Origin of the sequence: Methylocystis sp. Sn-Cys (genome assembly GCF_016745395.1) — a bacterium.
Taxonomy (GTDB): domain Bacteria; phylum Pseudomonadota; class Alphaproteobacteria; order Rhizobiales; family Beijerinckiaceae; genus Methylocystis; species Methylocystis iwaonis.
Window position 1 is genome coordinate 608175 of record NZ_JAERVJ010000001.1, and the last position, 24854, is coordinate 633028.

Here is a 24854-nt window from a genome sequence, read left to right on the forward strand (position 1 = left end):
CCGGACAAGGCGGCGCGTCTGATCCCGGCGCGGCGCGCCGTTACGCTTAATCGGAGTGGATCAGGCCTGGAATGGCGGCGCTCGGGCGGGCGCGTTTCGATTGAATATTTTGGCGCGCGGCGGGACGGCCAACTCGGCGGCCGAGACACGCCAATAGGGCGCGGGGCGTCCCGCCGGCAGGCTCGGCGCGTCGCTGTCGATCGCCGTGAAGCCAAGCTGGCAGAGAGAGCAGGAGGCGTGGTCATGCGGCGCTGGCGCGTCGAAGGGCGCGGGCGGGTCGTTGCGCGCGTCCGGCGCCAAAACGATCGCCGTCTGCTTGTGGCACCCCGCATAGCCCTCGCGCGCCGCGGCGGCGCCCCATAGCGATGCGCCGAGCTGTGTCAGCAAAGCGACACAGACGATCAGCGATGCGAGTAGCCTTTGACGCATGGGCCGGCAGACAGTCCCGAGAAGCCATAAGGCGCCCGCGAAAAAGGCGCCTCACGGCGTGATCGCGATTTTGGTCCATCACGTTAACCTTGATCGCGCGACGCAATGAACTCTGCCGCTGGCCGAGAAGCATTCCAAGATTGCTTGCGTTGTCAGAAATCAAAAAATCCATTAAGAGACTTTTATGTCACACATGCGGGACATCGGCGAAAGAATACGCGTAGCGATCGTCATCGCTGCGGTATGGGCGCTGATGTTCGGCGTGTCCGCGTCAGGCGCGGCGGTCGCGGGCGCGACTGACACCGTATTAAAAAACAACGATAAAACTGCCGTAGGCCTGTTCGCGTGCTTCAAGCGTCATATGACGCAGCGCGCCGACGCCGCGAGCGACAAGGCGCCCGGGACCGACTACGCCGGCAAGCATCATTGCCCGTGCTGTCTTGCGGCGAGCATGGCGGCGGCTGTTCTGCCAGAGCGGCTCGCGCCGGTGACGCGGCCGCTGCAGGCGCAGAGGCCGGTTTCCTACAGCGTGGCGGCGACATTCGCGCGGGACGGTTGCTCGTCGCCGTCCATCAATGGGGCCCGAGCGCCACCCTCTATAGTTTAGAAACTTTCCGATCGGCGGAACCTAGCGCTGGCTCGCGTGCTGCATGCGGGTAAGATCGCCGGTCAGAGACGCCCTTGAGCGTCCAAGATCACAATAAAATCAATGTCAGACGCCGTTGCTGCTCTGCGCGCGCCGTCGAGGATGAGTGAGTTCTATGGACCATACGTCGCTTTCCCCGCTCGCCATGTTTCTCAACGCCGGCCCGGTCGGCAAGGTCGTCATGGCGGCTCTGCTTCTCGCTTCGGTCTGGACCTGGGTGCTGATCATCGAAGGCGCCACAGCCGTCATTCGCATCGCCAAGGCGACTAAGGAGGCGCGCGCGGGCGGGCCGGTCGGCCTTCTCGAACCCGTCGCCGCTGCTGGCCGGGAAGCTTTCGCGCTCGATCTTCCCGATGAGACGACCGGCGACAAGCGTGAGCGAATTGCCGAAAATATGAGCCGCGCTGCCCGCGAATTTCTCACCAAGGCCGAGGGCGGCCTGCCCAATCTCGCCGTGATCTCCTCGGTCGCGCCCTTCGTCGGCCTCTTCGGCACGGTTTGGGGCATCATGACGAGCTTCGCCGGGATTGCGCAGTCGCAGGACACCAGCCTCGCGGTTGTCGCGCCGGGCATTGCGGAAGCGCTCGCCGCGACCGCTTATGGCCTCGCCGCCGCCATTCCGGCTTCGGTCGGCTATAACCGTATCGGCTCCTCCTTCTCGCGCCTCGGCCAGCAGGTTGCGCATTACATCGAGGACGAGGCGCTGCGCATGACCAGCGCGCCGAACGCCCGCCGTTCGCAAAAGGAGGCCGCATAAATGGCGCTCCCGACCCGCTTCAAGAACAACAACGACCTTTATCAGCCGCTCGCCGACATCAATGTCACGCCGCTCGTCGACGTGATGCTGGTGCTGCTCATCATCTTCATGGTGACCGCGCCGCTGCTCGCCAAAGGCGTGAAGGTCAATCTGCCTCAGGCCAGCGCCGCGCAGCCGATCAATCAGAAGGACCCGATCGTCGTCACGGTCGGCAAGGACGGCAAGGTGTCGCTCGGCGCCGATCCGGTGTCCGAGGAGGCGCTCATCGACGGCATTCGCGCCATGATGGGCGAGGACGTCACGCGCGTCGTGCATGTCCGCGGCGACACCGAGGCGGTCTATGGCGAAGTCGTCGCGGTGATGGACAGACTCGCGACGAATGGCATCACCCATATCGCCATCATGACCAATTCGCGCAGCAAGACCGGCTCGGCGGCGAAAGCCGCTGCGCCTGCTGCGCCCGCCGCGCCGGCTCCGGCGGGAGGGGCGGCGAAATGACGGACTTCGCCCTCAGCCCCGACTACGCCAGCCAGCCCGACGAGCCGGAAGGCGCGCCGCCGGTCAATCCGCCGTGGCTGCGCCCCGTCGCCGTCACGGTGATCGTCGCCGCGCATATCGCTGTCTTCGCGGCCTTCCTTTACGCGCCGGCGCCCAAGACGATCTCGCTCGACTCGCTCTCCATGGATCTCGTCCAGGAGGGCGACTTCATCGAGCAGCAGGAAGTGAGCGCTGCGGAGGACACGCCCCCGCCGGTCGCCGTCGAGCAGCCGGACCTCGCCTTGCCGCCGCCGGTCGTGATGGCGCCGGACGCGATCCCGCTCGCGGTGAAAAAGGACGACACCGAGAAGCTCGAGAAAAAGCAGGAAGAGCGCAAGGAAATCGAGCGCGCCGAGCAACGCCGCGAAGCGCAGGCGCGTCGTCGCGCCGGCGCGCCGAATGCGGGCGGCGCCACCAGCGGCGCGTCGCAGGCGAGCTGCCTCGCCCATGTCGCCGCCTCGCTGCGCCAGCATACGCCGGGCTCGACGAGCCTCGGCGCCGGCACGGCCCATGTGACCTTTCATGTGAACGCCGGCGGCGGCATTTCGGGCGTTTCGGCTTCCGGCTCGACCCCGGCGCATGCGGCGCTGGCGCGGCGCATCGTGGGCTCGTCACGCGGTCCGGGTAGCTGCGGCTCCGCCTTTGTAAGCCAAGCCTTCGCCTTCCATTGACCTTTGCCGGCGGACTCGCAAGAGCCCGCCGCTTCTCTTGTTGGAAGCACGCCATGAAGGTTCTCCTCAGCGGGCGCGTCGCATTTCTTTGCGCGCTCGTCCTTACCGGCGCCGCGCGGGCGGAGGCCCCCAAGCCGTCGTCCGCCCCAGCTCCCGCCGCAGCGGCAAAGCCGGCGCCTGCGCCAGCCGCGCCGAAACCCGCGCCTCAAACGGCGCCCGAGCCCGCCTCTGGCATGTCCGAGAGCAAATATCTCGGTCTGCTCTACGCCGAGATCGCCAAGCATACGCCGGAGGAAAACGCCTCCGGGCCGGGCGAGGTGAGGGCGAGCTTCATCGTCGGCGCCTCTGGCAAGATCGAGAAAGTGACGATCGACAAGACGACGAGCCCGGCGCATGCCGAGATGGTGAAGAAAATACTGGCGGCGGTTGTCGTTCCTGCCCCGCCCGGCGGCGCGATGGATGTCGGTCAGACCTTCAAGTTCCGCTGAAGCGAAACCATTAGAGGGAAGTCATGGGGTCGATGGCCATTCCGCGCGTGATTATCATATCGGCCGCCGCGTTCGGCGTGAGCGGCGGCGCCGACGCCGAGCTCGGCGCGCCGGCTCCGGCGCCGGCCGAAGGGCATCGACATAGCGCGCTGGCCTGCGCCGAACGCAAGCCGGATTGCGCCGCGACCGTCAATCCGGCGTACGACGCCAAGGGCAAGCTTTGGGTCGCTTACGCCATCGAAAAGACGGTCTATGTCGCCTCTTCCGCGGACGGGGCCAAAAGCTTTTCCGCGCCCGTCGCGATCGCGTCGGTCAGCGACGGCGTCATCGACGCCCATGGCGACGCACGGCCGAAGATCGTTCCCCTCGACGACGGAACGCTGCTCGCCAGCTATACGACGCGGCCCGACAAGCAGATGATCGGCACGATCTTCACGGCGCGCTCGACCGACGGCGGCAAAAGCTTCTCCCCGCCCCAGGCGCTGCTCGCGTCCGGCGGGCAGCGCTTCGAGACTTTCGTCGTCACGCCCAAGGGGCGCCTCTACGCCGGCTGGCTCGACAAGACCAACGCTCTGAAGGCCAAGGCCGAGGGCAAGGAGTTCGAGGGCAGCGGCGTCGCCTTCGCCTGGTCGGACGATAAGGGGCAGAGCTTTGCGGGCAAAAAAATCCTGATGGACCACGCCTGCGAATGTTGCCGCATGTCTGCGGCGCTGGATCGCGACGGCCTGCCGGTGTTTCTGTGGCGGCAGGTCTTCGACGGCAATGTTCGCGATCACTACGCCGCGAAGCTTTCCGCCGATGGCGCAACGCTGACGGGCGGGCGCGTTTCCGACGATAATTGGGCGATCAATTCCTGCCCGCACCACGGCCCCAGCCTCGCCGTCGACGCCCATGGCGGATGGCACGCGGTCTGGTTCACGAAGGGCAAGAATCGGCAGGGGCTTTTCTACGCGCATAGCGAAGATTCGGGAAAAAGCTTCTCCAGCCCCGAGAAATTCGGCGACGACGCCAAGGCCCCGGGCCACCCCGTCGTGCTCGGGGCGAAAGGCCGTCTCTATCGCGTCTGGAAGGAGTTCGACGGGACGACGACGACCATCCCGCTGCAGCTCTCGCGTGATGGCGGCAAAAGCTGGAGCGCGCCGAAAATCCTCGCGCAGACCGACGACGCCTCGGATCATCCGGAGCTCGTCGCCTACAAGGGCGCGGCTTATCTTTCGTGGGTTACGCATAAGGAGGGCTATCGCCTGCTGCCGCTTCCCCGGGACGAGAAGAGTGCCGCAGTGCGATGAAGAAGGTGATCGCCAATCTGCGTGCCGCCTGTCATTCCCGACGCGCGCAGGAATCAAGGAGCGGCTTTCGCGTCTCTGCTCTGGATTCCCGGTCGAGCCTTTGGCTCGCCGGGAATGACAGATGGCACACTCTCGCCGCTGGTCTATCTCTCTTGGCCTTCGTGGTTGTCGCCGCTTCGAGCGCCCATGCGCTCGATTTCAAGCCCTATGGTCGCGGCGCCTTCTCGCAGATCGCCAAGGCGCATGCGGGGCGGCCGCTGATGATTCACTTCTGGTCCGTCACCTGCCCGCCCTGCCTCGCCGAGCTGGCGCAATGGGCGCAGATGACGGCCGAACACAAGGATGTCGACATCGTCTTCGTCAACGTCGATAGCGAAGAAGATCGCGCGCGGGCGGCGGCGCGCGCCGAGAAGGCCGGGCTCGGCAAGTCGGCGCATTACGGTTTTGCGGATGATTTCGTCGAGAAGCTCTATTTCGAGGCTGATAAAACGTGGCGGGGCGAATTGCCGTTCACCGCGCTTGTGGCGCCCGACGGCGGGGTGATCGCCGTGACCGGCGCAATCGACGATCCGCTCGTTCTGCAGTGGCTGGAAAAACACAGATAAGCGCGGCCAGAGTCATTCCCGACGCTCGCGCAGCGAGCGATCGGGAATCCAGAGCAAAGGCGGCTATCATGGCTCTGGATTCCCGGTCGGGCCTTCAGCCCGCCGGGAATGACAAGACCCGATGCGAGCTGTTCAAACGGAAATGGTGTTGGGCCTCATCCTGAGGAGCGAGCGAATGCTCGCGTCTCGAAGGACGAGGCCGCCTCAGAGGTTTATCAACCGGCTGACCTTTCCCGCCTAAGCGGGAAAGGCGCTCTCGAGTATCGGACTTATCAGGCGACGCCCTTCGCGTTCAGATAAGGGCCGTAGAGCCGGTCGATATTGGGGATGTGGTCCGTCAGCCAGCCGACCACGAAGCCGGCCGTCTCTCCGGTCACCTCCGCTTCGCCGGCGTGGAATTTCTTTTGCAAATCGGCGCAAGTCGCCACCAGCTTGTCATGCTCGGCTTTGTGGCCGGCTGCGGCTGGATAATCATATTGCGCGAAATTCGCTTCCTCCGCCGCGAAATGCTTCACCACATAGTCGATGAGCGCATCGAGCTCCTTGCCGATCGAGGTTCTGTCACCACTGGCGACGGCGTCGCCGAGCACATTCACCAGCCTGAATATTTCCTGATGTTCCGCGTCGTGTGCGCTGACGTTGGTCGCGAATTGCTCCTTGGTCCAGGTGATAAGCGACATTCAGTTTCCTCCACACCAACGCCCCATGCGCCCCTCGTGGCGACGAGTCGCGCAATTGCTTAAGCGCCTGCGCGATCTCGTCGCGCACGCACTTTGACGTGATGACTCGAGGCTGTAATTGACCGGCGTCAACACGAGACAATGTGACGCGCCCATCATTCGCCGCCGTCATTGCGAGCAAAGCGAAGCAATCCAGGGCCGTGATGTGACTGTGGATTGCTTCGTCGCTTGCGCTTCTCGCAATGACGGGGCGCGGACGCTCTGTCAGAGTCTGCGCAAAACGAACGCGTCGTCTTCAGCGCGCAGCGCGATAATCGGACAGCGTTCTTGCGAGTCGCCGACGCAAGCGGCGCCATCTCCCAAGGCGACGACTGCGGCGATGGCGCCATTGTCGAGCAGTCCGGCGCGTTCGAGATCGGCGAGGATGGAAACCGGCGCAATCAATCGCGCCGACCCAAGCGCATCGAGCGTTTCGAGAAAGCGCGCCGTGGTGAAAGGCGCAAGAAAATGCAGCGGCGCGCCTGCGAGCAACGCGGCGAGCGGGCCCGCGAGGAGAGCGGTGAGCGAACTCGGCGCATAGAGTGAAAGAATGGGCGCTTCGCGCGCGGCGCGAGTCGCGCGCACGAGATCGAGCGCCGCGCCGAGCAGCGCGCCTTGCGAAGCGAAACGGACATTCCCGCTCTCGTCGAGCGCGCCGACATCGAAGCGTTCGTCGTCGCTCCAATCTTCGGAGAGCGGCACGCGCGGCGACATCTGCGCCGCGAGCGCTTGCGCCGAAAAATCAGCGGCGCCGTCGAGCGCGCCATGAAGCGCGCCGATCACGCGCAATGACGGCGTATTGGCGGCGATGTCGAGCAGCGCCTCCTCGAAATCGAGGGCGCAGATTTGCGCCGGCGCGAACAGCGCGGCGATCTGCAATGTCTTTGCTCCGTGAGCGATGGCTGCGCGCCATTGGGGGAGGGGCATGGGCGCGAGCGTTGGCGCAAGACCCGCGGCGAGCACGCCGACGAGCGCTACAAAGGCTTGCGCCCCGGGTGGAGAGCAGATGAGAATTCTCTCGCCGCGCGCGAGATCGAGGGCGCGGAGCTTGGAGAGGCAAGCGCCGACGCGCTGGTAGAGATCGGCGTAGGTGACGTGGTCCGTTGCGCCTTCGACGTTATCGAGAAAGGCGAGCCCGCCGGGGCGCGGCCTCGCCGCGCCGGCGACGAGGGCGTCGAAGCCGAACTGCGTCAGCGGATGGGCGCGGACGAGCGCCGCTTCCTCTCTCTCGGAAACAGCGGCGCGCGCGGTCATGGATTTTTCCTCCACCAGCTCTCGAGCGTCGGGCCAAAGAGCGGCGCTGCGTAGCGCGGCAGGCGCTCGGGCCGGGCGAGGTCGGTCGAATGCGCGATCCATTGCTCGGAGGCGTGAAACAAAGGCACGACATAAAAGCCCGAGAGCAGAACGCGGTCATAGGCGCGCACCGCCGCGACGAAATCCTCGTGGCTTTGCGCGGAGAGAAGCGCAACGATCAGGCTGTCGATCGCGGGCGAGGCGGCGCCGGCGAGATTGAAGGACGATTCCTGCGTCGCGCTCGCCGAGCCCCAACGCATGCGCTGCTCATTGCCGGGCGAGGCCGAAGCGAGATACTGCCCGATCATCATGTCGAAATCGAACTTCTGGCGCCGGCGCTGATATTGCACTTCGTCGACAAGCCTGACGCGCGCCTCGACGCCGATGCGCGCGAGAGAGGCCGCGTAATTGAGCGCGAGACGCTCCTGATTGCGGTCCTTCACCATGATCTCGAAGGAAACCGGCGCGCCATCCTTGGAGAGCCTGTCGCCATTCACATGATAACCGGCCGCCGCCAGCAATTCGAGCGCGCGCTTGGCCATGTCGCGATCGCGGCCCGAACCGTCGTTGACCGGCGGGCGCCATTTTCCGTCGAGAATATCGGCGCGCACGGCGTCGGGGTAGGGCGCAAGCAAAGCGCGCTCCTTCTCGCTCGCCGGACGTCCGGAGGCGGAAAGCTCCGATTCATCGAAGAAGCTTTTCGTGCGCGTATAGAGGTTCGAATAGAGATTGGCGTTGATCCACTCGAAATCGAACATCATGCCGAGCGCTTCACGCAGCCGGATGTCTTTGAAGATCGTTTGCCGCGTGTTGAAGACGAAGCCTTCGAGCCCTTTCGGGTTCTCGTTCTTCAACGCCTCGGTTGCAACGCGGCCATCCCGTAGCGCTGGGAAGTCGTAGCCTGTCGACCAGCGGGTCGTGCTGGTCTCTTCGCGATAGTCGATCAAGCCGGCCTTGAAGGCCTCGAACAGCGCGTTTCCGTCGCGGAAATATTGGATGTCGATCTCATCGAAATTGTAGAAGCCGCGCTGGCTCGGGACATCCGCGCCCCAATAGTTGGGGTCGCGCTTCAACAGCAGCCGCGCGCCGGCCTGCGCATCCGCAACGATATAGGGGCCCGAGCCAAGGGGCTTGGCGAGCGTTGCGTCCGAAAATCGCTCGAGATCGGTCGCGTGCTTGGGCAGCACGGGCATGATGGCGAGAATGAGCGGCAGCTCGCGATCGCCGACGCCCGTCAGATCGTAGGAGACAGTCTGCGCGTCGGGCGCTGTGATCGATTTCACGAGCCCATAGGCGACCCGCTGCTGCGGGCGGCCCTTCGACTTGAGGAGATTGAAGGAAAACAGCACGTCTTCCGAGGTGATCGGCTTGCCGTCGGAGAAATGCGCCCGCGGGTCGAGATGGAAGGTCACATGGGCGCGGGCGGCGTCGATGTCGAGCGATTGCGCGATGAGCGGATAGAGCGTGAAAGGCTCGTCCTGCGACCGCGCCATCATTCCTTGGAAGATATTGCCGACGAGGCCCTGGGCCGTGGAGCCGGATTTGAGATTGAAGGGGTTGAGGCTGTCGAATGTCCCGGCGAGACCGACGCGCAGCCTGCCGCCTTTCTTTGCTTGCGGGTCGGCGTAAGGGAGATGCTCGAAGTCCGGCGGCAGCGCCGGCGCGCCATGCGCCGCCAGGCCATGAGTAGGCTCGCCCGCCATGAGCGGACCGCCGGGCGCAAAGGCCGTCAGCAGCGCAAGGGCGAGGCTCGGAAGGCGGCGCCTCTTTAGGCGGCCGCGAATCGCGGAAGAGATCATGCTGCGACAATAGTCGAAGCTATGGCGGCAAGAAGCCGAGACCGGGCGTCATTCCGCCTCATTTATGAAATTTTAACGTAATCGGCGCTCGCGGGGGCTTTATGAGCGCCGGGGACCGCTGGAATTTGCCGCGGCGACAAGGTAAGAGCTTTGCCGTCGCTCCGGCGCGGCGGCTGCGCCGGGGGAGAATCGCGGTCGGGGCAAAAGTTCCAAGGGCGTTCCATTTTTCGTCCGCGCAGGCGGGCGGCCCCCGCAAGACGAGACAACAAGAGCTGTTTAGAAGCCGGAAGAGCGCCGGCTAGAGAGCAATCGAAAGGGACTTCGGAAATGTCGAACCTCTTCTCGCGGTCCGCCGCGGTCGCGCTGGCAGGCGCTTTCCTGCTCGCCGGCGTTTCGGCGCAAGCCCAGCAGGCTCCGGCCGCTGCCGGGCAGCAGCCTGCCGCAGGCGGGGCGCAGGGCCCCATCACCGCCACGCTTCAGGCGGTGCAGCCCGACTGGACCAAGGTCTGCGGCAGCGATCCGGCGACCAAGAAGGAAGTCTGCTACACGACCCGCGATTTCGGCGCCGCCGCGAAGGAAGGCGACGCGCCGCAGCCGCTGCTCGCGCTCGCGGTCTATGATCCCAAGGGCGACGACACCAAGATCATCCGTCTGCTGCTGCCGCCGGGCCTGATGCTGAAGCCGGGCTTCCGCTTCGCCATCGACAAGGGAGCCATGGAGGCCGGCGCCTTCGAGATCTGCTTCCCGAACGGCTGCTTCGCCGAGGCGAAGGTCAAGAAGGCCTCGGTCGACGGCATGAAGAAGGCCCAGCAAATGACGGTCATCGTCAAGAACCAGGCCAATACCGAGGTCACTTTCTATTTGCCGCTGAACGACTTCGGCAAAGCCTTCGACGGCCCGGCGATCGACCCCAAGGTGCTCGAGGAGCAGCAGAAGAAGCTGCAGGAAGAGCTGCAGAAGAAGGCCGAGGAAGAGCGCAAGAAGCTCGAAGCCAAGAGCGCCGCGCCGGCCGCGGCTCCTGCGCCGGCCAAGAAGTAAGCGTCTCTCTTTAGGAACAAAGAAACGCCCGCATGGCTCATGCGGGCGTTTTCTTTTGGGGCGGTGGGAGAGAAGCCGGGAAATGCCGGGAAGCTGGTCCAGCGCGGCCAAGTAGCGATGATGGGCATGCGCTGGCGTCCGTCATTGCGAGGAGCGTAGCGACGAAGCAATCCAGGGCCTGGATGACGCTCTGGATTGCTTCGCTCTGCTCGCAACGACGGGATGGGCTGCGAGCCCGAAGGCTCGCGGTCCCGAGGCGCTCTTTTGCGCTTTCCGCCGCTCTATGCTAGCGCGAGCCCTCCCAATGCGTTCCAGACCTGAGCTGCGCCCATGATCCCTCGCTATTCTAGATCCGAGATGACCACGATCTGGGAGCCGCAGACGCGCTTCCGCATCTGGTTCGAGATCGAGGCCTATGCCTGCGACGCGCTGGCCGAGCTCGGCGTCATCCCCAAGGAAAGCGCCAAGAATATCTGGGACAAGGCGGATTTCGTCGAGTTCGACGTCGCTCGCATCGACGACATCGAGCGGGTGACGAAACATGACGTCATCGCCTTCCTCACGCATCTTGCCGAATTCATCGGCCCGGATTCGCGCTTCGTGCATCAGGGCATGACGTCCTCGGACGTGCTCGACACCTGCCTCGCCGTGCAGCTCTCGCGCGCCGCCGATCTGCTGATCGCCGATGTCGACGCGCTGCTCGCGGCAATCAAGAAGCGCGCTTACGAGCATAAATTCACGCCGACCATCGGCCGCTCGCATGGCATTCACGCCGAGCCCACCACCTTCGGGCTCAAAATGGCGCAGGCCTATGCGGAGTTCACCCGCGCTCGCGAACGCCTCGTTCACGCCCGCAAAGAGGTCGCGACCTGCGCCATCTCCGGCGCCATCGGCACTTTCGCCAATATCGACCCGCGCGTTGAAGAATATGTGGCGCACAAAATGGGCCTCGTCGCCGAGCCCGTCTCGACGCAGGTCATTCCGCGCGACCGCCATGCGGCGTTCTTCGCGACGCTCGGCGTCGTCGCGTCTTCGGTCGAGCGGCTCGCCATTGAAATCCGCCATTTGCAGCGCACGGAAGTGCTGGAGGCCGAGGAATATTTCTCCGCGGGCCAGAAGGGCTCGTCGGCCATGCCGCATAAGCGTAATCCGGTGCTGACTGAAAATCTCACCGGCCTCGCGCGCCTCGTGCGCGGCATGGCGATTCCGGCCATGGAGAATGTGGCGCTCTGGCACGAGCGCGATATTTCGCATTCCTCCGTCGAGCGCATGATCGGCCCCGACGCGACGGTGACGCTCGACTTCGCGCTGGCGCGGCTCACCAATGTCGTCGAGAACCTTCTCGTTTACCCCGAGAATATGCAGAAGAATTTGGACAAGCTCGGCGGCCTCGTCCATTCGCAGCGCGTGCTGCTCGCATTGACGCAAAAGGGCGTCTCGCGCGAGGACGCCTACGCCATGGTGCAGCGGAACGCCATGCCGGTCTGGCGGGGCGAGGGCGAGTTCCGCGATCTCCTCGGCAAGGACAAGGATGTGAGCGCCAAACTCTCGCCGGCGGAGTTGGACGAGCTGTTCGATCTCTCGTACCACTTCAAGCATGTGGATACGATTTTCCAGCGCGTGTTCGGGGAGGGCTGACGCAGCTTCCGTTTGAATAGATGGGGACGTGTCATTCCCGGCGGGCTGAAAGCCCGACCGGGACTCCACAGCCACAAGAGCGCTGGTTTTGCCCAGAGCCCGTCATTGCGAGCGAAGCGAAGCAATCCAGGGCAGCGATGCGGCGCTGGATTGCTTCGTCGGCTCCGCCTCCTCGCAATGACCGCGGTGAGTCCTGTGTGTCCAAACGGCGCGAGCGTCCGGGATACGCCGAACCAATCGAGTGGATCTCGTATCACTCCTGCGCCGGCGCCTTCAGATGGCCGCGCCGCCGGTCCCGTTGCCTCATCAACGTGTCGGCGGCGTCGATTTCCGCGTAAGCGAGCTTTATCTCCAGGGCGAAGGCGACGAGCGCCGCAGTGAAAAGCCCCATGGCGATCATGAACAGAAACCCCGCGCCGAATTCGTGACGGAAGCGGAAAAACGCCGATGCGAAGGCGACGATGACGAGAAAGCTCGTCACGACGCAGCTCGCCACGCCCCAATAGATCGAGCGGTGGACCAGCACGGCGCGCCGCCGCAGGATCGGCACCTCGACCTTGCGATGCGCCTGGGCGTGTCCGTCGTCGAGATCGGCAAGCTCGCGCGCGCGATCCACGATCCGATCCTGCCGTGAGACGAGCACGCCCAAAAGCTGCGCCTCGGCGGCGAGCAGAAAGGCCGGGCCGGTCACCTGGGAGATGACGATGGAAAGCTGCTCGATGGTCGGCGCGTCGAAAAGCATGGGCGGTCCCGCGTAAAACAGTTCGTCGGCGCATCTTATACCGGTTCGTGGCCCCCCGGAGCGGGGGACGGCGGCGCAAGCTGCATTTCTCTTCCAAAGCGCCCGGCAAAGCCTTAAACAGCGCTTCCATGATGTGGCTCATTTTCGCTCTCCTCACCGGCGCCGCGGTTATGGCCGTCCTCCTGCCGCTCGCCATGCGGGGCGAGACGAAAGACGCGGGCGCCGCCGACATCGCCTTTTTCGAGGAGCAGCTCGCCGAGATCGCGCGCGAGCGCGCGGAGGGCCGCCTCGACCCGGTCGAAGCCGAGGCCGCGAAGACCGAGGCCGCCCGGCGCCTGCTGCGCGCCGAAGCGGCTCCGAAGGCGCGGGCCGAGGGCTCCCGCAAGGCGGCGCTCGTGGCGGCGCTTGCGGCGATGGTCATTGTCCCGGCGGTCTCGCTGCCGCTCTATCTGCGCCTCGGCAAAGTCGAAATGCCCGACATGCCGCTGACGGCGCGGCTCGACTCCCAGCCCGACAAGGGCGATCTCGCCGGCGCCGTCGCCCGCATCGAACAGCATTTGCGCGAGCATCCAGAGGATGGCCGCGGCTTCGAGGTGGTGGCCCCCTATTACCTGCGCTCCGGGCGCGGCGAGGAGGCGATCGACGCTTATTCCAAGGCCTTGAAGCTCCTCGGGGCCACGGCGGAGCGCCACGCCAATCTGGGGCAGGCGCGCATGATCGTCGCCGAAGGCAAGGTCACGCCGCAGGCGCGGCAGGATTTCGAGGCGGCGCTGGCGCTCGACCCCGGCAATGTGATGGCCGCCTATTATCTCGGCGTCGGCGCAGAGCAGGCGGGCGAGAAGGACAAGGCCGTCGGGATTTTCGAGAAGCTCGAAGCCGAGGCCTCGGCCGACGCGTCCTATCTCCCGGCCGTGAAGCGCCGGCTGGCGGCGTTGCGGGGCGAAGACGCGCAAGAGCGGCCGCCCTTCGCGCAGGGGCCCGCGAGCGCGCAGGGCAAGGCCATCGCCGCCATGCCGGCCGACGAGCGCGCGGCGACGATCAAGGGCATGGTCGACAAGCTTGCGTCGCGGCTGGAGAGCAAGGGCGACGACGTCGAAGGCTGGCTGCGGCTCATCCGCGCCTATAGCGTGCTGTCGGAACCCGAAAAGGCGAAAAAGGCTGTCGAGGACGCCCGCAAGGCGCTCGCCGGCAAGCTCGACGAAGTCGCGCGCATCGAGGCGCTGGCGAAGGAATTGAACATCGGGGGGTGACCCCCTCTCCCGCAAGCGGGAGAGGGTGGCCCCTGCGTCAGCAGGGGTCGGGTGAGGGCCCTCATCCGTCACCGCTTCGCGGCGACGCCTTCTCCCGCCTGCGGGAGAAGGGAAAAATGAGCAGTGAGAGCGACATGACGCGCAAAGGCAAGAGACTGACGCTGATCATCGGGGCGCTGGCCGTTCTGGGCCTCGCGGCGGGACTCATGCTTTTCGCGCTACGCGACAATATCGTCTTCTTCTACACGCCCTCGGAGCTGGCCCAGAAGCAAGTTGCGCCCGGCGCGCGGCTGCGCATCGGCGGGCTCGTCAAAGAGGGCAGCGTCGTCAAGAACGGCAAGGACGTGGCCTTCACCGTCACGGATAAAACCAAAGACCTCGCCGTGGCCTATACGGGCCTCTTGCCCGATCTCTTCCGCGAGGGCCAGGGCGTCGTCGTCGACGGGCTGTTGCAGCCCGATGGCAAATTCAAAGCCGACAGCGTGCTCGCCAAGCACGACGAACGCTACATGCCCCGCGACGTCGCGGACAAGCTGAAGCAGCAGGGCGTGTGGCAGGGAGAGAAGAAGTGAACCATCCGGCCCCCTTCCCCTCTCCCGCAAGCGGGAGAGGGTGGCCCTCGCGTCAGCGAGGGTCGGGTGAGGGCCCTCATCCGTCACCGCTTCGCGGCGGCGCCTTCTCCCGCGGGCGGGAGAAGGAGGAGATCCCCCAATGATCGTCGAAACCGGACACTACGCGCTCATTCTCGCGCTCGCCCTCGCTTTGCTGCAATTCGCCATCCCCTCCGCCGGCGCGCGGCTGAATGATCCTTCGCTGATGCGTGTCGCGCGGCCGACGGCGATCGCACAGTTTCTCTTCGTCGCCTTCGCCTATGGCGCGCTGACTTACGCCCATGTCGTTTCCGACTTCTCGCTCGTCAACGTCATCGAGAATTCGCACTCGCTGAAGCCCTTCGTTTATAAAATCTCCGGCGTGTGGGGAAATCACGAGGGCTCCATGCTGCTGTGGGTGCTGGTTCTTTCCTTCTGCGGCGCGCTCGTTGCGATTTTCTCTTCCGCCATGCCGGATAAACTGCGCGCCGATGCGCTTTCCGTTCAGGGCCTGCTCGGCGCGGCCTTTCTGCTGTTCATCCTGCTCACCTCCAATCCCTTTGCGCGCGTCGATCAGCCGCCGTGGGAGGGGCGCGACCTCAATCCGATCCTGCAGGACCCCGGTCTCGCGATCCATCCGCCGCTGCTGTATCTGGGCTACGTCGGCTTCTCGATCGTCTTCTCTTTCGCCGCCGCCGCGTTGATCGGCGGCCGCATCGACGCCGCCTGGGCGCGTTTCGCCCGCCCCTGGACGCTCTTCGCCTGGACGGCGCTGACGCTCGGCATCGCCATGGGCTCCTACTGGGCCTATTACACGCTCGGCTGGGGCGGCTTCTGGTTCTGGGACCCGGTCGAGAACGCTTCGCTCATGCCCTGGCTCGCGGGCACGGCGCTCCTGCACAGCGCCGCGGTGATGGAAAAGCGCGAGGCGCTGAAGGTCTGGACGATCTTCCTCTCGATTCTCGCTTTCTCGCTCTCGCTGCTCGGCACCTTCCTTGTGCGGTCGGGCGTGCTCACCTCGGTGCACGCCTTCGCCAGCGATCCCGAGCGCGGCGTCTTCATTCTTGGGATTCTGGTTTTCTTCATTGGCGGCGCTCTGGCGCTCTTCGCCTTGCGGGCGGCGTCGCTCCCTGTCGGCGGCGTCTTTGCGCCGATCTCGCGCGAGGGCGCGCTGGTGGTGAACAACCTCCTGCTCTCTGCGAGCTGCGCGACGGTCGTCATCGGCACGCTCTACCCGCTCGCTCTGGAGGCGCTGACGGGCGAGAAGATTTCGGTCGGCCCGCCTTTCTTCAACACGGTCCTGATCCCCATCGCGCTGCCGCTCGCGCTGCTGATGCCCATTGGCCAGATGCTCGCCTGGAAGCGCGGCGACCTGCCGGCGGCGCTGCAGCGCCTGCGCGGGGCCTTCGCCATCGGCGTGCTGGCGGCGGCGGCGCTCGGCGCCCTCTATGGAACGCCTTTCCTCTCCATCGTTTCGGGGGGCATTGCGGTCTATCTCGTCGTCGGCGCGGTGAGCGATATCGCCCAGCGCGCGACCTTCCGCGCCTCCTCCGCCGGCGCCGTCTTCTCGCGCCTGCGCGGCCTGCCGCTCTCGGCCTGGGGGACATCCCTCTCGCACGCCGGCATGGGGCTGACGCTCTTGGGCCTTGCGGCGACTGGCTGGGGCGTCGAGAACATCGTCGCCATGAAGCCCGGCGATTATTACGACGTCGGTCCCTATAAGCTCGGCATCGAGGAAATCTCGCCGCGTAGCGGACCCAACTATTCCGAAACCTACGCCGTGATGGCGGTGCGCTCGGGGACCGAGACCGTCGCCAAAATCGAACCCGCCAAACGCTTCTATCAGGCGCGCAAGATGCAGCGCTCCGAGGCCGGCATTGTGACGCTGGGCCTCGGCCAGGTCTACGCCGCGATCGGAGACTCGCATGAAGACGGGACGATCGACGCCCGGCTCTACTGGAAACCCTTCGTCACGCTGATCTGGATCGGCGCGCTGGTCATGGCCTTTGGCGGCGGATTGTCGCTCGCCGACCGGCGGCTGCGGATCGGCGTGGCGCGGCGGGCGAGCGCGATCGCAATGCCGGAGGCTGCGGAATGACGTGGAAGGCCCCCTCCCTGTCCCTCCCCCGCTGCCGCGGGAGAGGGGACGCTCACGATCGGCGTGGGTGCAAATTCCCGAGCCCGACTCCCTCTCCCGCGAAGCGGGGGAGGGCTGGGGTGGGGGTCGTTGCAGCGATGGCGATCCTATTCATCGCCCCCGCCCACGCCGTCACCCCCGGCGAAAAGCTCTCCGACCCCGCCATGGAGGCCCGCGCGCGCGCCATCACCAGCGAGCTGCGCTGCCTCGTCTGCCAGAATCAGTCGGTTGACGATTCCGACGCCTCCCTCGCCAAGGATCTGCGCGTGCTCGTGCGCGAGAAGCTCAAAGACGGTCTGAGCGACGCCGAGGTGAAGGAGTATGTCCATTCGCGCTACGGCGACTTCGTTCTGCTGCGGCCGCCGCTGAAGCTGGACACGATCCTGCTCTGGGCCGCGCCGCTCCTCGCGCTGCTCGCAGGCGCGGCCGCCGTCTGGAGCGCCTCGCGCCGGCGCCGGGCGGCGCCAGCAGGCTCCACCGAATTGACGGCCGAGGAGCGCGCGCGACTCGCGGCTTTGGGCCTCTCCGAGGGGCAACCCCGCGATTCGGCTGAATAGTTAATGTCACGCTAAGGTTGCGGCGACGGGCTTGAATAAGGCTCCTTTTCACAGGGGGCCTATGATGACTTCTGTTGCTTCTCAAATTGGTATTGGCGCCGGCCACGGGCCGGCGAGCGCGAAGCCGAAGCTCGATCATTCTTTCGACATTCGCGGGTTGTTGGCGTTTCTCGGCGTCATCGCCTGCGGTCTGAGCTATACGGCCTGGAGCATCTGGAGCGATCTCAAGGACACGGGCGCGCCGGTTGTCGCCTATCTGCCTTTCGTCCTGCTCGGCGTGGCGTTGCTGATCGCGCTCGGCTTTGAATTCGTCAACGGCTTCCACGATACGGCCAACGCCGTCGCGACCGTCATCTACACCCACTCCATGCCGGCCAATGTCGCCGTCATCTGGTCTGGCTTCTTCAACTTTCTCGGCGTGCTGTTCTCCACCGGCGCGGTGGCTTTCGGCATCGTCTCGCTGTTGCCCGTGGAGCTGATCCTGCAAGTCGGGTCCAGCGCCGGTTTCGCCATGGTCTTCGCGCTGCTCATTGCGGCGATCATCTGGAACCTCGGCACCTGGTGGCTGGGCCTGCCGGCCTCTTCCTCGCACACGCTGATCGGCTCGATCATCGGCGTCGGCGTCGCCAACGCTCTTATGCGCGGCCGCGACGGCACGTCCGGCGTCGACTGGGGCAAGGCGACGGAGATCGCCTATTCGCTGCTGCTCTCCCCGCTCGTCGGCTTCACGGCCGCCGCCCTGCTGCTGCTGCTCATGAAGTTCGTCGTCCGCAAGGCCGAGCTCTATAAGGAGCCGCAGGGCCAGAACCCGCCGCCGTGGTGGATTCGCGGCCTCCTGATCCTCACCTGCACGGGCGTTTCCTTCGCCCATGGCTCGAATGACGGCCAGAAGGGCATGGGCCTCATCATGCTGATCCTGATCGGCACGGTGCCCACGGCCTATGCGCTCAACCGCGCGCTGCCGGAGAGCCATGTCGCCGCCTTCTCCAAGGCGTCGCTCGCCGCCGCCAAAGTCGTGGAGGCCAAGGCCGCGGGCTATCAGGTGCTCGGCGATCCGCGGCCGGCGGTGACGAATTACATCTCGCGCCATGAGCTCAATGAGGGCACTTATCCCTCGCTCGCCGCGCTGATGCGCGAGATCTCCAAGGAGATCGACTCCTATGGCGCGATCTCGAAAATTCCCTTCGCCGCCGTCGGCAACACCCGCAACGACATTTATCTCGCCTCCGAGGCGCTGCGCTTCCTCGTCAAGGACAAGGAGGCCGACCTCACCGAGGCGGATAAAAAAGTGCTGAAGGACTATAAGGACCACATCGACAAGGCGACGAAATTCATCCCGACCTGGGTGAAGATCGCCGTCGCCATTGCGCTCGGCCTCGGCACCATGATCGGCTGGAAGCGCATTGTCGTCACCGTGGGCGAGAAGATCGGCAAGGAGCATCTGACCTATGGCCAGGGCGCTTCGGCCGAGCTCGTCGCAATGAGCACCATCGCCGCCGCCGACATGTTTGGCCTGCCGGTTTCCACCACCCATGTGCTGTCGTCCGGCGTCGCCGGCACGATGGCGGCCAACGGCTCCGGCGTGCAGATGGGCACGATCCGCAATCTGCTGATGGCCTGGGGGCTGACGCTCCCCTGCGCCATTCTTCTCTCCGGCTCGCTGTATTTTCTGCTGAGCCATGTGCTGAAAATGGCGGGCTGATCCGATCGCCCCCAGACGGCGCCGCCGCGGAGCGATCTGCGGCGGCTCAGCTTGCCTAATCTCGCCTCCGAAGACATAGATCGTAAGTCGGCGAAACGTCGACGCTTTCAGTATCTTTCTTATTTCTTCGGAGAAATGCTTATGTCCGACAAGTTGAAGCAAGCAATGTTGCAGCCGGCGGGGCCAACCGATATTTTTGGCGTCGCCTATCTCCAGCTTTGCCAGATCTCCTACGCGCTCCCCTCGTCCATCCCCTACCTCGTCAACAACAAAATGCCGCCGTTGAGCGCGGATGGACGCTGGGAATGCGTTTGGGGACCGGCGGAAAGCGACGATCTGGCGAATCTCGTGTTCGTCGCCGCCTATTATGACGGGCCGGGCCTGCCGCCGGTTTTCGCCGCGGTCGTCACGCGCGGCACGGATGTCGACGTCAATGATTTTTGGGGCGTGCTGCAGCAGGCCTTCGAGGATTTTTACGTCATCTTCCAGAGCACGCCGCCCTGGTTGCCCGCCGATAGCCCGGCGCTTGTAGCCGATGGAACGCTTTACGCGCTGGAGACGATCCAGGGCTTCACCTCCAATGGGGCGTCGCTTGCCGCCTTCCTGGCGGAGTTCCTCCAGTCGCCGCAGAATGAAAACCCGGTTCTGGTCTGCACGGGCCATAGTCTCGGCGGATGCGTCACCACTGTGCTGGCGCCTTCGCTGCAAGCCTCGCTCGCCGCTGTCGGGGTCAACAACCCGATCGTTCCGGCGACCTTCGCGGCCCTGACCGCAGGCAATAGCGCCTTTGCCGATTATTACACATCGACCTTCGGTTATTGCCCCCGCTATTACAACACGCTGGACGTCGCGCCGCTCGCCTGGGGCAATTTGGACGCCGTCTCGACCATCTACGATCCGTGCAGCATCCCGATCCCGGACGCCGCCTATATCGCCCTCGTCCTGTGGCAGGACGCGCTGCTGCTCGAAGGCGCGAGCTATTTGCAGCAGCAGGCCAATAACGCCCCGCTGCCGGGCACATGCTTCGAGCTCTATCCGGCGGATTGGTTCACGCAGGCCTCCATGCAGCATCATACGGCTACCTATATGCGCCTGCTCGGGGGAACCTCGATCGACATTGGTCCGAGCCTGGCCGCGCGAAGCCGACCGAGACGGCGCGTCTCCCGTTACCGCCTGCTGTCGCAGGTGAGGAGCCGCGAGAACTTGCTGTTGAAGTCTAACAAGGCTTAAGTCCGCCCAGGCGCGGGGGACGCCCCCGCGCCCCCTATCCAATTCCGCTGGGCTGCAATATAGGGGGCGGCAGCGTTGTCGAGCCGCCGGCGCGGCGTCACCTGAAAGAGCGGACCATGGCCGAACATTCCACGCCCCATTTCCACAATACGCCCGGCGTCGCCCAGATTCGCGTAGGGGCGAAGGAGTTCATGTGCATCGGCGCGCTGCCGCCGTTCGACCATCCGCATGTCTATATCGACATGGGCGCCGATACGCAGGCGGTGTGCCCCTATTGCTCGACGCTTTACGTCTACGACGCCTCGCTTCACGGCGGCGCCGAGCCGGCGGAATGCGTTTATCACGATCAAGCCGCTGACGCGGCCTGACAATTTTCGGTGACCGCCCTGGGGGCTCCTTCCGCCATGGCCAACCACGCCGATCGCGAAAACGAGCTTAGCCCGGAAGCGCGCCCATGAGCGCCCCCATCGTCATCGCGGGCGCCGGCGTCGGCGGCCTCACGGCGGCGCTGTCGCTGGCCCGCGCGGGAAAGCGCGCGCTCGTGTTGGAGCGCGCCCCCAAGATCGAGGAGGTCGGGGCCGGTTTCCAGATCGCCCCCAACGCCGGACGGATTCTGGCGGGCCTCGGCCTCGAAGAGCCGCTGGCCACCGTCGCGCTGGAGCCGCAAGCCATCAATATCCGCCGGGGACGCGACGGCGCCGTTCTCGCGAAGCTCGATCTTACGGATTCCCGCGCCCGCTGGGGCGCGCCGTTCCGGGTCTATCACCGCGCCGATCTTCAGCAGGTTTTGCTGCAAGCGGCGCTCGCCCATGAGGCGATCGAGGTCCGCGCGGGCGCGCGGGTCGGCAGTTTCGAGGAACGCGCGGGCGGCGTCTCTTTGCGCGTCCACGCCGGCGACGGCGTCGAGGAAATCGAGGGCGCCGGCCTTATCGGCGCCGATGGGCTGCGCTCGGCCGTGCGCGGGCGCCTTCTCCCGACAGAAAAAGACGCGCCCGTCTATTCCGGCCTCACCGCCTGGCGCGCGCTCGTGCCGGCGGAGCTGGCGCCCGCCGCCTTTCGCGCCCGCGAGAGCAATCTGTGGATGTTGCCCGGCGGCCATGTCGTGCATTACCCGCTGCGCGACGGCGGCATCATCAATGTCGTCGTGATCGTCGCCGAGCCGCCGCGCCAGAGCGAGGGCGCCTCGATCCTCTCTCTCGACGGGGCGCAGCTCGCCCGCGCGCTCGAGCGTCTGCGTCCCGCCGCGGAGCTGCGGGCGCTGATCGAGGCGGGCGCGTCTTGGCGGCATTGGCCGCTTTTCGGCCGCCCGCCGCTCGAAAGCTGGAGCCAGGGCGCCGTGACGCTGCTGGGCGACGCCGCCCATCCCATGCTGCCCTTCCTGGCGCAGGGCGCGGCTCAGGCGATCGAAGACGCCGAGGCGCTGGGTCGCGCCTTTCTGCAGCTCGGCGCGACCGCCGAGACGGCCTTTGCGGCTTATCAACAGATTCGAATCCCCCGGGCTTCGCAGGTCGTTCGGGCCTCGCGCCGGCAGGGCGATTATTTCCACCTCGCCGGTCCGGCGGCGCTGGGGCGCGATCTTGCGATCCGGGCGCTGGGCGGGCGCGGCATGCTCGCCCGCAACGCCTGGCTTTACCGCCAGCCCTGAGAACATCGTTCGCGCGGAACGGCCGCCCGTCAATGTGTTGCGCAACGGCTACGCTCGCCAAGATGCTGACGCTTTAGCGTGGCAGAGAGTGACAAGCGGGGCCGGGAGTTGTTAAAGAACTATCAAGAACCGTGTTGTGAGGGCTGTTTTCGTTGCGATTCGGAGTCGTCAAAATTTGGGGCGCAGCCGCCGTCGCCGCTTTGTCCGGCGGCGCAGGCGCGGCCGAGCTGATTCCCCCGCCCAAGACCGACGCCAATGGCTGGATCGTCACGGTGAGCGTCATCGGCGCGATATCGCCGAGCTTTCCGGGCTCTGGCCAGGTCCGCCCCTATCCCTTCCCGGCGGTCGCCGTGCGCCGGGTCGGCGAGGCCGAGACCTTCTCCACGCCGGACGAGGGCTTCGGCTTCCCCGTCCTCGATCTGGATTATGTGCGCGCCGGTCCGGTCGCAAACTTCGTCTTCCAGCGCGGCCAGCGCGACGGGCTTTTCGGTCTGCATCGCGTCGCTTTGACCCATGAGGTGGGCGGCTTCGTCGAGCTTCACCCCTTCGATCATCTCCGCGTGCGCGCCGAGATGCGGCAGGGAATCGACGGGCACAAGGGCTTTGTGGCGGCGCTTTATGCGGACGCCTATGAGTCGATCGGCCCCTTCCGCTTCTCCGTGGGGCCCCGGCTCAATTTCGGCGACAACGCCTATGCGAACGCCTATTTCTCGGTGACGCCCTTCGAGGCGCTGCTGAACGGGCGCCTCACCCCCTATACGGCGACCGGCGGCTTCACCGCAGCCGGCGGCATGGCGACGGCCCGCTATACGCTGAACGATAAGGTGAGCGTCTCGATCTATGGCGGCGGCCAGCGGTTGCTGGGTAGCGTCGGCTCCAGCCCCATCCCCAATTTGATCGGCTCGCGCAACCAGTTCAACGCGGGTCTGGCGGTCAACTACTCCTTCATCGTCCATAACCCGTTTCAGTGATCGGGCGCGCATCTCCTTGATTTCATCGTGCTCTTGCCGGGTGCGCTGGATGAGCGCGGGCGGTGCCGGCCTCTTTTCGGCCGCGTCTCGGCCTTAAGGCTTGTCCACCCGCCCGCCTATTAACCTGATGGCGGCCGTCGTATTTACCGAGACAAACAACAAGTTGAGAAAGTCGCGGCGCGATCGGGCGACGACGCGAAGGGGTGTTGGATATCTATCTTTTGAATCAGCGATGTAGCGCGATCATGAGAATTTTAAGCGTCCAATTTCCAGTAAATTATACTTACCATCCGCGCGGGTAATTCTAAACGTGTTCGCCTAAAATGCGGGCGATTTACTTTCAAGGACAGCAAAGGAAGGAACCTATTCTCGTCTCGTTACAGGAGACGGGAAATGTTCGGGTTTATCGGCAAATCGGTCTTGGCGCTCGGAATGGCTGGGGCGGCGCTTATGCCTGTCGCGGCGACGAGCTTTGCCGGGCCGGATGTGTCGAGCTTCGCGACGCTTGGCCCGGAGACCAGCATCCCCTACGGCTGGGTCGATTTCTGTCAGCGCTATCGCGGCGAATGCCAGGCCGATTACCAAATCCCTCAGGACATCGACCTCAACGCGTCCAACTTCAACAAAATCACCCGCATCAATCTCTGGGTGAACAAACACGTCGCTCCCATCGCGGATAGCGAGCATTGGGGCGTCATCGACGCCTGGGACTATCCGACCGACGGCAAGGGCGATTGCGAAGATTATGCGCTGTTGAAGCGCCGCATGCTGATCGAGGAAGGATTCCCGAGGGGAGCGCTGCTTCTGACCGTCGTCAAAGAGAAGAACGGCGACGGCCATTCGGTGCTGACCGTCCGCACGAATCACGGCGAATATATTCTCGACAATCTCACCGATCAGGTGCGGCCCTGGACCAAGGCGCCCTATCGTTTCGTCAAGCGTCAGTCGCAGCAGGACCCGAATATCTGGGTCGCGATCGGCGCGCCGACAGCCGCGCCGGCCTATGTGTCGAACGGCCCGTGAGGCGTCACTCGCCGCGGAACGGTTTGACGTGCCGATGGCGGCGGTGGGCGGGAATCGCCGTCTGCCACTTCGCGTCGGGGTGCGGACGCACGATGGTCGGCTGGCCGTCCGCCCGCGCATTGGACGGGGCCGTCTCCATGGTCCCGTGAGGCAGGGCGTTTTCCGACGAGGGCGCCAGAACGGTTGGGTTGATCGCCTGCTGGGCGCGCGCAGCCTCGCTTGCACATAGGCAGGCCAAGGCGGGAATGGCCAAAGCGCATAGCCTGCTTTGAAATTGCTTGGGCATGGCAAGGCTCCTTTCGGGCGCCTCTATGGATAGCACTCAAATCCCCCTTGCGCCATTTGGCGGCGGCGCCCGGTCTTTGCGCGCGTAAACCATAAGTTAAGGTCTTCCTAACGCCGATCTTGGCAAAGCCGCCGTAACTGTTAAAAATTCCTTAACGATCAATTGGCGCTTAGGGTTGCGTTAAGATGTGTGCCGCTCGTCGCATCCTGCAGGGTTTTGCTCTCGCCTTCGTGGCGTGGAGCTTCTCGCTCTCCGCGCAAGCCGGCGCCCGTCTGCCGATGTCGAGCTTTTCGCCGCTCGGTCCGGAGACGAGCGTCCCCTTTGGATGGTTCGACTTCTGCCAGCGCTATAGCGGCGAATGCGACGACGCGGCCCGACCGGCGCAGAACATCGAGCTGACGGCGGGCGCCTTCCGCAAGATCGAAAGCGTCAATGCGCTGGTGAATAACCAGATCGAGCCGGTTTCCGATCCCCAGCACGCGGGCGTTCCCGACGCCTGGGATTATCCCGAGGATGGCAAAGGCGACTGCGAAGATTATGCGCTGATGAAGCGCCGCCTGCTGATCCGCGCCGGATTTCCGCGCGGCGCGTTGCTGCTTTCGGTGGTGAAGGACGAGCATGGCGACGGCCATTCGGTGCTCTTGGTCCGCACCAGCCGCGGCGATTTCGTGCTCGATAATCTCGCCGACGATGTCGCGCCCTGGGCGAAGACGCCCTATCGCTTCGTCAAGCGCCAGTCGCAGGAAAATCAGAACGTCTGGGTCGCGGTCGGCGCGCCGACGAGCGCGCCGATGTATGTGGCGAAGTAAAGC

26 protein-coding genes are annotated in these 24854 nt (G+C 65.1%); 20 read left to right on the forward strand and 6 right to left on the reverse strand.

From position 1 onward, the window contains the following. Positions 1–60: 60 nt before the first annotated feature. Entirely contained in the window at positions 61–429 is a 369-nt protein-coding gene (locus JJT62_RS02790) for a hypothetical protein (protein WP_202071144.1), read from the reverse strand. Between the two features lie 193 nt (positions 430–622). On the opposite strand from JJT62_RS02790, the gene JJT62_RS02795 reads away from it, so the two are divergent. The 7 genes from JJT62_RS02795 (at position 623) to JJT62_RS02825 (ending at position 5422) form a co-directional block, all read left to right on the forward strand. After that, entirely contained in the window at positions 623–1036 is a 414-nt protein-coding gene (locus JJT62_RS02795; RefSeq protein WP_202071145.1) for a DUF2946 family protein, read from the forward strand. 154 nt (positions 1037–1190) lie between these two features. Further along, positions 1191–1832 carry a MotA/TolQ/ExbB proton channel family protein gene (locus JJT62_RS02800; RefSeq protein WP_202071146.1) on the forward strand — a complete coding sequence of 214 codons (642 nt, stop codon included), beginning with the start codon at positions 1191–1193 and terminating at the stop codon, positions 1830–1832. Beyond that, on the forward strand, positions 1833–2330 hold the full coding sequence (locus JJT62_RS02805) for a biopolymer transporter ExbD (RefSeq protein WP_202071147.1): 498 nt from the start codon (positions 1833–1835) through the stop codon (positions 2328–2330). It abuts the gene before it with no gap. Then, positions 2327–3040, forward strand: coding sequence for an energy transducer TonB (locus tag JJT62_RS02810; RefSeq protein WP_202071148.1), 714 nt, complete (start codon positions 2327–2329; stop codon positions 3038–3040). The genes JJT62_RS02805 and JJT62_RS02810 overlap by 4 nt, the downstream gene beginning before the upstream one ends. A 53-nt stretch (positions 3041–3093) precedes the next feature. Then, positions 3094–3528: an energy transducer TonB gene (locus tag JJT62_RS02815; RefSeq protein WP_202071149.1), complete on the forward strand. Its 435-nt coding sequence runs from the start codon at positions 3094–3096 to the stop codon at positions 3526–3528. A gap of 23 nt (positions 3529–3551) precedes the next feature. After that, entirely contained in the window at positions 3552–4817 is a 1266-nt protein-coding gene (locus tag JJT62_RS02820; RefSeq protein WP_202071150.1) for a sialidase family protein, read from the forward strand. A gap of 161 nt (positions 4818–4978) precedes the next feature. Further along, positions 4979–5422, forward strand: a complete 444-nt coding sequence (locus tag JJT62_RS02825; RefSeq protein WP_370568480.1) for a TlpA family protein disulfide reductase — start codon at positions 4979–4981, stop codon at positions 5420–5422. A gap of 272 nt (positions 5423–5694) precedes the next feature. Here JJT62_RS02825 and JJT62_RS02830 read toward each other — a convergent pair whose 3' ends face one another. The 3 genes from JJT62_RS02830 to JJT62_RS02840 all read right to left on the reverse strand — a co-directional run bounded on the left by JJT62_RS02830 (position 5695) and on the right by JJT62_RS02840 (position 9233). Then, positions 5695–6102 carry a bacteriohemerythrin gene (locus JJT62_RS02830; protein WP_202071152.1) on the reverse strand — a complete coding sequence of 136 codons (408 nt, stop codon included), beginning with the start codon at positions 6100–6102 and terminating at the stop codon, positions 5695–5697. Positions 6103–6366: 264 nt separating this feature from the next. Then, positions 6367–7395: an AMP-binding protein gene (locus JJT62_RS02835; RefSeq protein WP_202071153.1), complete on the reverse strand. Its 1029-nt coding sequence runs from the start codon at positions 7393–7395 to the stop codon at positions 6367–6369. Then, positions 7392–9233 (reverse strand): extracellular solute-binding protein, encoded by a 1842-nt coding sequence (locus JJT62_RS02840; protein ID WP_202071154.1) that lies wholly within the window; start codon positions 9231–9233, stop codon positions 7392–7394. Before JJT62_RS02840 ends, JJT62_RS02835 begins: the two co-directional genes overlap by 4 nt. A gap of 327 nt (positions 9234–9560) precedes the next feature. Here JJT62_RS02840 and JJT62_RS02845 point away from each other — a divergent pair, with 327 nt between their 5' ends. Both JJT62_RS02845 and purB read left to right on the forward strand, forming a co-directional pair. Further along, a complete protein-coding gene (locus JJT62_RS02845) occupies positions 9561–10271 on the forward strand; it encodes an invasion associated locus B family protein (RefSeq protein ID WP_202071155.1) in 711 nt (236 codons plus the stop codon). 330 nt (positions 10272–10601) lie between these two features. Continuing rightward, positions 10602–11909, forward strand: a complete 1308-nt coding sequence (purB, locus tag JJT62_RS02850; protein ID WP_202071156.1) for an adenylosuccinate lyase — start codon at positions 10602–10604, stop codon at positions 11907–11909. A gap of 253 nt (positions 11910–12162) precedes the next feature. Here purB and JJT62_RS02855 read toward each other — a convergent pair whose 3' ends face one another. After that, positions 12163–12651, reverse strand: coding sequence for a DUF2721 domain-containing protein (locus JJT62_RS02855; protein WP_202071157.1), 489 nt, complete (start codon positions 12649–12651; stop codon positions 12163–12165). Positions 12652–12779: 128 nt separating this feature from the next. Between JJT62_RS02855 and ccmI the strand changes: the two genes are divergently transcribed. From ccmI to JJT62_RS02905, 10 genes are all read left to right on the forward strand, one after another. Beyond that, positions 12780–13901 (forward strand): c-type cytochrome biogenesis protein CcmI, encoded by a 1122-nt coding sequence (ccmI, locus tag JJT62_RS02860; RefSeq protein ID WP_202071158.1) that lies wholly within the window; start codon positions 12780–12782, stop codon positions 13899–13901. Positions 13902–14035: 134 nt separating this feature from the next. Beyond that, entirely contained in the window at positions 14036–14473 is a 438-nt protein-coding gene (gene ccmE / locus JJT62_RS02865; RefSeq protein WP_165052131.1) for a cytochrome c maturation protein CcmE, read from the forward strand. 139 nt (positions 14474–14612) lie between these two features. Then, positions 14613–16589, forward strand: coding sequence for a heme lyase CcmF/NrfE family subunit (locus JJT62_RS02870; RefSeq protein ID WP_202071159.1), 1977 nt, complete (start codon positions 14613–14615; stop codon positions 16587–16589). 137 nt (positions 16590–16726) lie between these two features. After that, complete coding sequence (locus JJT62_RS02875; protein WP_202071521.1) at positions 16727–17185, forward strand: cytochrome c-type biogenesis protein; 459 nt, start codon at positions 16727–16729, stop codon at positions 17183–17185. A gap of 64 nt (positions 17186–17249) precedes the next feature. Beyond that, a complete protein-coding gene (locus tag JJT62_RS02880) occupies positions 17250–18887 on the forward strand; it encodes an inorganic phosphate transporter (RefSeq protein WP_202071522.1) in 1638 nt (545 codons plus the stop codon). Between the two features lie 141 nt (positions 18888–19028). Then, positions 19029–20117 (forward strand): hypothetical protein, encoded by a 1089-nt coding sequence (locus JJT62_RS02885; protein ID WP_202071160.1) that lies wholly within the window; start codon positions 19029–19031, stop codon positions 20115–20117. 116 nt (positions 20118–20233) lie between these two features. Beyond that, positions 20234–20485: a zinc-finger domain-containing protein gene (locus JJT62_RS02890; protein WP_202071161.1), complete on the forward strand. Its 252-nt coding sequence runs from the start codon at positions 20234–20236 to the stop codon at positions 20483–20485. Positions 20486–20571: 86 nt separating this feature from the next. Further along, entirely contained in the window at positions 20572–21762 is a 1191-nt protein-coding gene (locus JJT62_RS02895; protein WP_202071162.1) for an FAD-dependent monooxygenase, read from the forward strand. Between the two features lie 152 nt (positions 21763–21914). Next, positions 21915–22733 (forward strand): MipA/OmpV family protein, encoded by an 819-nt coding sequence (locus JJT62_RS02900; RefSeq protein ID WP_246744660.1) that lies wholly within the window; start codon positions 21915–21917, stop codon positions 22731–22733. Positions 22734–23126: 393 nt separating this feature from the next. Continuing rightward, a complete protein-coding gene (locus tag JJT62_RS02905; protein WP_202071163.1) occupies positions 23127–23756 on the forward strand; it encodes a transglutaminase-like cysteine peptidase in 630 nt (209 codons plus the stop codon). 4 nt (positions 23757–23760) lie between these two features. Here JJT62_RS02905 and JJT62_RS02910 read toward each other — a convergent pair whose 3' ends face one another. Further along, positions 23761–24042, reverse strand: coding sequence for a hypothetical protein (locus JJT62_RS02910; protein WP_202071164.1), 282 nt, complete (start codon positions 24040–24042; stop codon positions 23761–23763). A gap of 185 nt (positions 24043–24227) precedes the next feature. On the opposite strand from JJT62_RS02910, the gene JJT62_RS02915 reads away from it, so the two are divergent. Then, the gene (locus JJT62_RS02915; protein WP_202071165.1) at positions 24228–24851 is read left to right on the forward strand and encodes a transglutaminase-like cysteine peptidase; all 624 of its coding nucleotides are present in this window, start codon (positions 24228–24230) and stop codon (positions 24849–24851) included. The last annotated feature ends 3 nt before the right edge of the window (positions 24852–24854 follow it).

What these genes read in the sequence shown, in the direction of transcription:
- JJT62_RS02875 (WP_202071521.1), top strand. Translation starts at nt 16,727, where the DNA reads ATGGCGATCCTATTCATCGCCCCCGCCCACGCCGTCACCCCCGGCGAA.
- JJT62_RS02830 (WP_202071152.1), bottom strand. Translation starts at nt 6,102, where the DNA reads ATGTCGCTTATCACCTGGACCAAGGAGCAATTCGCGACCAACGTCAGC.
- JJT62_RS02795 (WP_202071145.1), top strand. Translation starts at nt 623, where the DNA reads ATGCGGGACATCGGCGAAAGAATACGCGTAGCGATCGTCATCGCTGCG.
- JJT62_RS02835 (WP_202071153.1), bottom strand. Translation starts at nt 7,395, where the DNA reads ATGACCGCGCGCGCCGCTGTTTCCGAGAGAGAGGAAGCGGCGCTCGTC.
- JJT62_RS02895 (WP_202071162.1), top strand. Translation starts at nt 20,572, where the DNA reads ATGAGCGCCCCCATCGTCATCGCGGGCGCCGGCGTCGGCGGCCTCACG.
- JJT62_RS02840 (WP_202071154.1), bottom strand. Translation starts at nt 9,233, where the DNA reads ATGATCTCTTCCGCGATTCGCGGCCGCCTAAAGAGGCGCCGCCTTCCG.
- JJT62_RS02915 (WP_202071165.1), top strand. Translation starts at nt 24,228, where the DNA reads ATGTGTGCCGCTCGTCGCATCCTGCAGGGTTTTGCTCTCGCCTTCGTG.
- JJT62_RS02805 (WP_202071147.1), top strand. Translation starts at nt 1,833, where the DNA reads ATGGCGCTCCCGACCCGCTTCAAGAACAACAACGACCTTTATCAGCCG.
- JJT62_RS02790 (WP_202071144.1), bottom strand. Translation starts at nt 429, where the DNA reads ATGCGTCAAAGGCTACTCGCATCGCTGATCGTCTGTGTCGCTTTGCTG.
- JJT62_RS02845 (WP_202071155.1), top strand. Translation starts at nt 9,561, where the DNA reads ATGTCGAACCTCTTCTCGCGGTCCGCCGCGGTCGCGCTGGCAGGCGCT.
- purB (WP_202071156.1), top strand. Translation starts at nt 10,602, where the DNA reads ATGATCCCTCGCTATTCTAGATCCGAGATGACCACGATCTGGGAGCCG.
- JJT62_RS02910 (WP_202071164.1), bottom strand. Translation starts at nt 24,042, where the DNA reads ATGCCCAAGCAATTTCAAAGCAGGCTATGCGCTTTGGCCATTCCCGCC.
- ccmE (WP_165052131.1), top strand. Translation starts at nt 14,036, where the DNA reads ATGACGCGCAAAGGCAAGAGACTGACGCTGATCATCGGGGCGCTGGCC.
- JJT62_RS02800 (WP_202071146.1), top strand. Translation starts at nt 1,191, where the DNA reads ATGGACCATACGTCGCTTTCCCCGCTCGCCATGTTTCTCAACGCCGGC.
- JJT62_RS02810 (WP_202071148.1), top strand. Translation starts at nt 2,327, where the DNA reads ATGACGGACTTCGCCCTCAGCCCCGACTACGCCAGCCAGCCCGACGAG.
- JJT62_RS02815 (WP_202071149.1), top strand. Translation starts at nt 3,094, where the DNA reads ATGAAGGTTCTCCTCAGCGGGCGCGTCGCATTTCTTTGCGCGCTCGTC.
- JJT62_RS02870 (WP_202071159.1), top strand. Translation starts at nt 14,613, where the DNA reads ATGATCGTCGAAACCGGACACTACGCGCTCATTCTCGCGCTCGCCCTC.
- JJT62_RS02905 (WP_202071163.1), top strand. Translation starts at nt 23,127, where the DNA reads ATGTTCGGGTTTATCGGCAAATCGGTCTTGGCGCTCGGAATGGCTGGG.
- JJT62_RS02885 (WP_202071160.1), top strand. Translation starts at nt 19,029, where the DNA reads ATGTCCGACAAGTTGAAGCAAGCAATGTTGCAGCCGGCGGGGCCAACC.
- JJT62_RS02820 (WP_202071150.1), top strand. Translation starts at nt 3,552, where the DNA reads ATGGGGTCGATGGCCATTCCGCGCGTGATTATCATATCGGCCGCCGCG.
- JJT62_RS02855 (WP_202071157.1), bottom strand. Translation starts at nt 12,651, where the DNA reads ATGCTTTTCGACGCGCCGACCATCGAGCAGCTTTCCATCGTCATCTCC.
- JJT62_RS02880 (WP_202071522.1), top strand. Translation starts at nt 17,250, where the DNA reads ATGACTTCTGTTGCTTCTCAAATTGGTATTGGCGCCGGCCACGGGCCG.
- JJT62_RS02890 (WP_202071161.1), top strand. Translation starts at nt 20,234, where the DNA reads ATGGCCGAACATTCCACGCCCCATTTCCACAATACGCCCGGCGTCGCC.
- ccmI (WP_202071158.1), top strand. Translation starts at nt 12,780, where the DNA reads ATGATGTGGCTCATTTTCGCTCTCCTCACCGGCGCCGCGGTTATGGCC.